This is a genomic window from Mesotoga sp. UBA5825 (assembly GCF_002432955.1).
Taxonomy (GTDB): Bacteria; Thermotogota; Thermotogae; order Petrotogales; family Kosmotogaceae; genus Mesotoga.
In genome coordinates, this window is record NZ_DJHG01000140.1 from 5,642 (window position 1) to 10,571 (window position 4,930).

4 protein-coding genes and 1 pseudogene are annotated in these 4,930 nt (G+C 46.8%); all 5 read left to right on the forward strand.

The window, feature by feature from the left end; genetic code table 11:
* Positions 1-176: 176 nt before the first annotated feature.
* The 5 genes and pseudogenes from B3N33_RS12850 (at position 177) to ggt (ending at position 4,844) form a co-directional block, all read left to right on the forward strand.
* A complete protein-coding gene (locus B3N33_RS12850; RefSeq protein ID WP_292593545.1) occupies positions 177-488 on the forward strand; it encodes a hypothetical protein in 312 nt (103 codons plus the stop codon).
* A gap of 149 nt (positions 489-637) precedes the next feature.
* On the forward strand, positions 638-787 hold the full coding sequence (locus B3N33_RS12855; RefSeq protein WP_292593549.1) for a YibE/F family protein: 150 nt from the start codon (positions 638-640) through the stop codon (positions 785-787).
* Positions 788-792: 5 nt separating this feature from the next.
* Complete coding sequence (locus B3N33_RS12860; RefSeq protein ID WP_414674225.1) at positions 793-1,131, forward strand: tripartite tricarboxylate transporter permease; 339 nt, start codon at positions 793-795, stop codon at positions 1,129-1,131.
* Positions 1,132-1,226: 95 nt separating this feature from the next.
* Positions 1,227-2,422: pseudogene (gene aroA / locus B3N33_RS12865) on the forward strand (3-phosphoshikimate 1-carboxyvinyltransferase).
* A 679-nt stretch (positions 2,423-3,101) separates the two neighbouring features.
* Positions 3,102-4,844, forward strand: coding sequence for a gamma-glutamyltransferase (gene ggt / locus B3N33_RS12870; protein ID WP_214079651.1), 1,743 nt, complete (start codon positions 3,102-3,104; stop codon positions 4,842-4,844).
* Positions 4,845-4,930: the final 86 nt, after the last annotated feature.

Sequence of the window (4,930 nt, forward strand, 5' to 3'; positions counted from 1 at the left end):
TTTTGCTTTTCCTTCTTTGTCTTCTGGTAAAGACTACCCTGTAGCCTTACGTCTTATTCAACATCATTTCTCGAAAAGGGTTTGAAACGGCCTTGGCTTAGGAGCGAAGAAGTGATCTGATTCTAGATGATATAATTTCGGAGATCAAAAGAAGAAGAGGAACAGGGAGACAAATCTTGAAAGTGAAGAGTTTTTTACTTTATATCATAGTCACGGTCTTGTTTGGTTATGTGCTCTTCACATTTATTAGTGCTTCACTGAATAATCAGGATACAGTGAAAGGAAAAGTGTTGGAGATAGTCAGTTTTGAAGAAACCGGGGGTTATTGGGGAAAAGGTCTCCAGACTTTACGAGTTAAGGTAATCAACGGCTCGTTCAGCGGCGATGAGGTTGTTGTCGAAAACTACTTCACGGACAATCCCACAATGAACATTCGCGATGAAATGGGAGATTTGGTTGTTCTATACGTAGTAGATCGAAGAGGGTAGCCCAGCTTCCATATCGCCGACTTCAAAAGGCAGAGATATGTCTTCGTTATTGTACTCGTTTTTGTTGGTCTCCTTCTTCTTGTCGGTAGAATATCAGGTTTAAAGCCTTCATCACGCTTACCATAACAGGATTGATAATAATCAAGGTTATGCTCCCGCTTATCTTAAGCAACTTCAATCCAATAGCGGCCTCTTCTCTTTCGGCAGCACTCATTACTATCCTGACCTTTACAATCGTGGCGGGACTCAACACTAAGTCCTTCTCTGCTGCTTTCAGGACCGCCTGCTTCCTGTGGTAACAATTTTGTGTATAATTGGCGCTTATGCAATAAACTCAAGTGTATTCGACGTCCTGATTATGGCCATCTTTGGCCTGATTGGCTTCGTTATGAGAAGGAAGGGATACTCGGTGGCGCCAATGGTTCTCGGTATTGTGCTGGGATCGTTGATGGACGCCAATTTCAGAAGAGCGGTATCGCTGGCTTCGGCAGGAGACAATCTGATAATCTCAATGTTCTCCAGACCTATCAGCCTCATACTGATAGCCTTCATACTAATATCGCTGTTTTCAAATTTCAAGTTTGTCAAGACCGGAGTGAGGAAGCTCTTCTCCAGAGGGTCTGACAAAGGACAGGAGGAATGAAAATGATAGCCTTTGCTTCCAGGCATAACCTCTCAGGGAGGCTCTCCGTACCCGGTTCAAAGAGCCATACAATATGAGCGGCCCTCATCGCCGCGATGGCAAACGGGCTCTCAACCATAAGAAACCCTCTTCCCAGTGAAGACTGTCTTTCGGCGACAAGAGCCGCAAAGGCCTTCGGATCGGACGTGAAGATCGAAAAGGGAGTATGGACTATCCAGAGCACTCAGGATGGCTTGAAAGTTCCCGACGATATGATCGACTGCGGCAATTCCGGAACGACCTATTACTTCGCCACGGCTATCTCCGGAACTCTGAGCGATTACGTTGTTTTGACGGGCGATTACCAGATCCGCAGGAGACCCGTGGGAAAACTATTGGATGCGATGAGAGATCTGGGAGCCTTTGCCGTAACCACAAGGAAGAACAGCAATGCAGCTCCTTAATAATAAAAGGCCCCATGAGGGCCGGCACGATCGTCTTCGGTGGAAAGATGTCCCAGTACATCTCGGGAATGCTTCTGGCCTCCGCAAGGATAAAGGGCAAGACAAGAATCGAAGTCCAGAAAGCCATAGAGAGACCTTATCTGCAAATGACTGTGGACTGGATGACCGAGCACGGAATAGAAGTCGAATACGACGAGAAAAACTACAGCTTCTTCGAAGTGGAAGGCCCCCAGGAATACAAAACGGTCGAAACTTCAATACCAAGCGACTGGGAATCCGTTGCATTCCCTCTTGTAGCGGCGCTGGTTACGGATTCCGAGATTGTGATAGAGGATCTCGATCTTTCCGGAAGCCAGGGAGACTCAGTAATCGTGGATATCTTGAAAGAGATGGGTGGAGACGTAACTCTCGACGGGGCTACCAACTCTCTAAAGGCCAGGGGGGGAAACAAACTCAGGGGAATCACCATAGATTGTTCCGACATTCCCGATGCTCTGCCCATACTAACAGTCGCAGCATGCTACGCTGAGGGAGACACCGTACTGACGGGAATAGAAAGCATAAGAGTGAAAGAGACCGACAGAGTCGAGGTAATGAAGAGGGAGCTTTCAAAAATGGGAGCATCGATCGAGGACACTGATCGTGAAATGATTATCCATGGCGCCAAGAAGCTAACCGGAGAAGAGGTCGAAAGCCACGACGACCATATAGTGGCTATGTCCCTCGCCGTCGCGGGACTCTTCTCAGAAGGCGTCACGGAGATAAGCAATGCAGAATGTGTCTCGGTCTCCTTCCCGGGTTTCTACGAACTCATGAACGATGTTGGAGCTGGATTCGAGACCGAATAGAGTCACACGTCTCGAGAAGATATCTAGCAGTTGTCACTTTTAGGATGGAAATCATAGAGAACATCACTCATGAACCCCGGCTTCTCGGCCGGGCTTCTTTTATACCGGGCGCTTTCTGAAGATCAGAGTACCGACTGAACTTCCTAAGTACTTTTCATCGTGCTCTTAAGAACGAAACCTTTTCGAGAATCCTTGAAATGACTCAGCGATTGATTCTTCTCGAAATTTCAGTTGAATCAGCTCTTCAGAGAAAGAAACTCAATTTGNNTTGCCAATCAAAACTGGATCTTCATTCAGCTACACTCGGTAACCTTTCACATATTACTCTTCCACCTCCCGCAGGAGAGGAAACTACTTCTCTTCAACACAGACAGACTTCCTTTTCCAGTCTTCATTTGCTACTTGCAGTACTGATCTCTAGGAGCATTATTGCAGACATTATCTGCAGTGCGAGCGCGTTTCAGATGAATGAACTACCGACTACTACTTGACTGACTCTCTTTCAGATATTCACGCCTCATTGGGATCGTATTCGGCAGTAATATCTGAACTTGGTTTCTCTGTTTATGAAGAAGTATAATCTATTTAGGGTTGTCTATACACAGATTCCAACTGTTTTGGGCTTTTTTACTTCATTTCGATCGCTGATGGCGATCAAAATTTTTCAGAGGAGGTTCATATGAAAAAGGCTTTGGCTACTCTCTTATGTCTTGTTTTTCTTGTAGGAATTGGGTATTCAGTAATCACGATGGAAATGGGAGTTCTTCTTGCTTCCAATTCGGGAATCGTTGCGGCCGGTAATCCTTACGCATCTGCGGCAGGTGCTGAGATTCTGGAGAAAGGTGGAAACGCAATAGACGCGGCAATCGCCGTGAGTCTAGCGCTTGGAGTTGTCGAGCCGTACGCGTCAGGTATCGGTGGCGAGGGATATGCTGTCGCCTCGTTCAATGGAGAGAAGATCGCTGTCGATTTCAGAAGCTCTGCCCCATGGCTGGCGTCCGTAGAGAACGCTGAAGCTCTTGGATTGACAACCAGTGATCTGAGAACGGGGCCTCTTAGCATATGCACCCCGGGAGTCCTTGCCGGAATTATAGAGCTGTGGCTTCACGGAGGCTCATTGCCCTTTGCCGAACTGATTGCACCGGCGATACGACTTGCAAGTGAAGGGTTTGTTGTGAACAATACCTTTGCGTCAACTTGTGGAAGTAGTTACGACGTACTGATGGAAAATGCTCCCGGATTCCTGAAGGATGGACTTTTCGCATGGGAAGCAGGCGATATCGCCACGAACCCAGAGCTGGCCGAAACCTACAGATACCTTGCAGAAAACGGACCACAGGCATTCTACAAGGGAGAACTTGCAGACAAGATCTCCAATCTTATTGAATCTAAGGAAGGGTTCCTTAGAAAGACAGATCTTGAGAACTACAGGGCTCTAGTGAAAGAGCCTCTTCACGGAACATACAGAGGCTACGACCTCTTCGTACCGAGTATTCCGGTTGGAGGCCCATACCTGATAGAGACTCTGAATATTCTTGAACACTTCAACTTGTCCGCTTTCAACTGGGACGACCCACTTGTTATGAACATTATTAGCCAGGCGCTGACATTCGCAATGATAGACCTTCTCTCTTACAGCGGTGACCCTGAGTATGTGTATGTGCCTGTCGAAACACTTATTACAAAGGACTACGCGAAGACACGGTTCATGAATATCGATCTGAACCAGGCTCTAGACAGTGAACTGTTTTACACGGACTATCTGGGCAGGCCAGATCTCTTTGAAAACACAGATTCTTACATTGAGGCGATGTTAGCTGGCGCCGGAGTAATCGAACTGGAACCATCTTCCGCAGGAGTCGGAGAAGATACTACTCATTTCGCGGTAATCGACAGAGACGGAAACGCTGTAGCCTGGACGCAAACCCTGTCTTCTTTCTTTGGTTCAGGAGTTTATCTCGATGGCTTCTTCATAAACAACGAGATGGGTAACTTCACACTGGACGACACATCAAGAGGACTCGTTCCAGGTAAGAGACCGGTAACGACAATCTGCCCTACAATTATTGAGAAAGATGGAAAGGTCGTTTATTTGGTCGGTACTCCAGGCGGTTACTATATACAATCAACTATAACGAATGTAATAGTTGACCTCATTGATTTCGGGATGACACTCGATGAAGCTCAGATGAAGCCGAAGATAATCGGTTCTCCTAACTACCCCGAATTCAGAATGGAGACGGGATATCCCGAAAACACAAGATTGTTCCTTGAAGAAATCATGGGTCACACGGTAAGGGAGTTTGATTTCCCATACCGCTCTTTCGGCTCTCTTAACCTAATTCAGATACAACCGGACGGACTGGCAATAGGAATCGGATCCTTCAGAAGAGAAGGAGGGGCCTCAGCTCCTGAGTATTGAGGAGAATGATCATGAGAAGAACGATACTAATAGTTGGATTGCTGATCGTCTGTATTGCCTGCTTTGCGCAGGAAAATGAGCAAGTA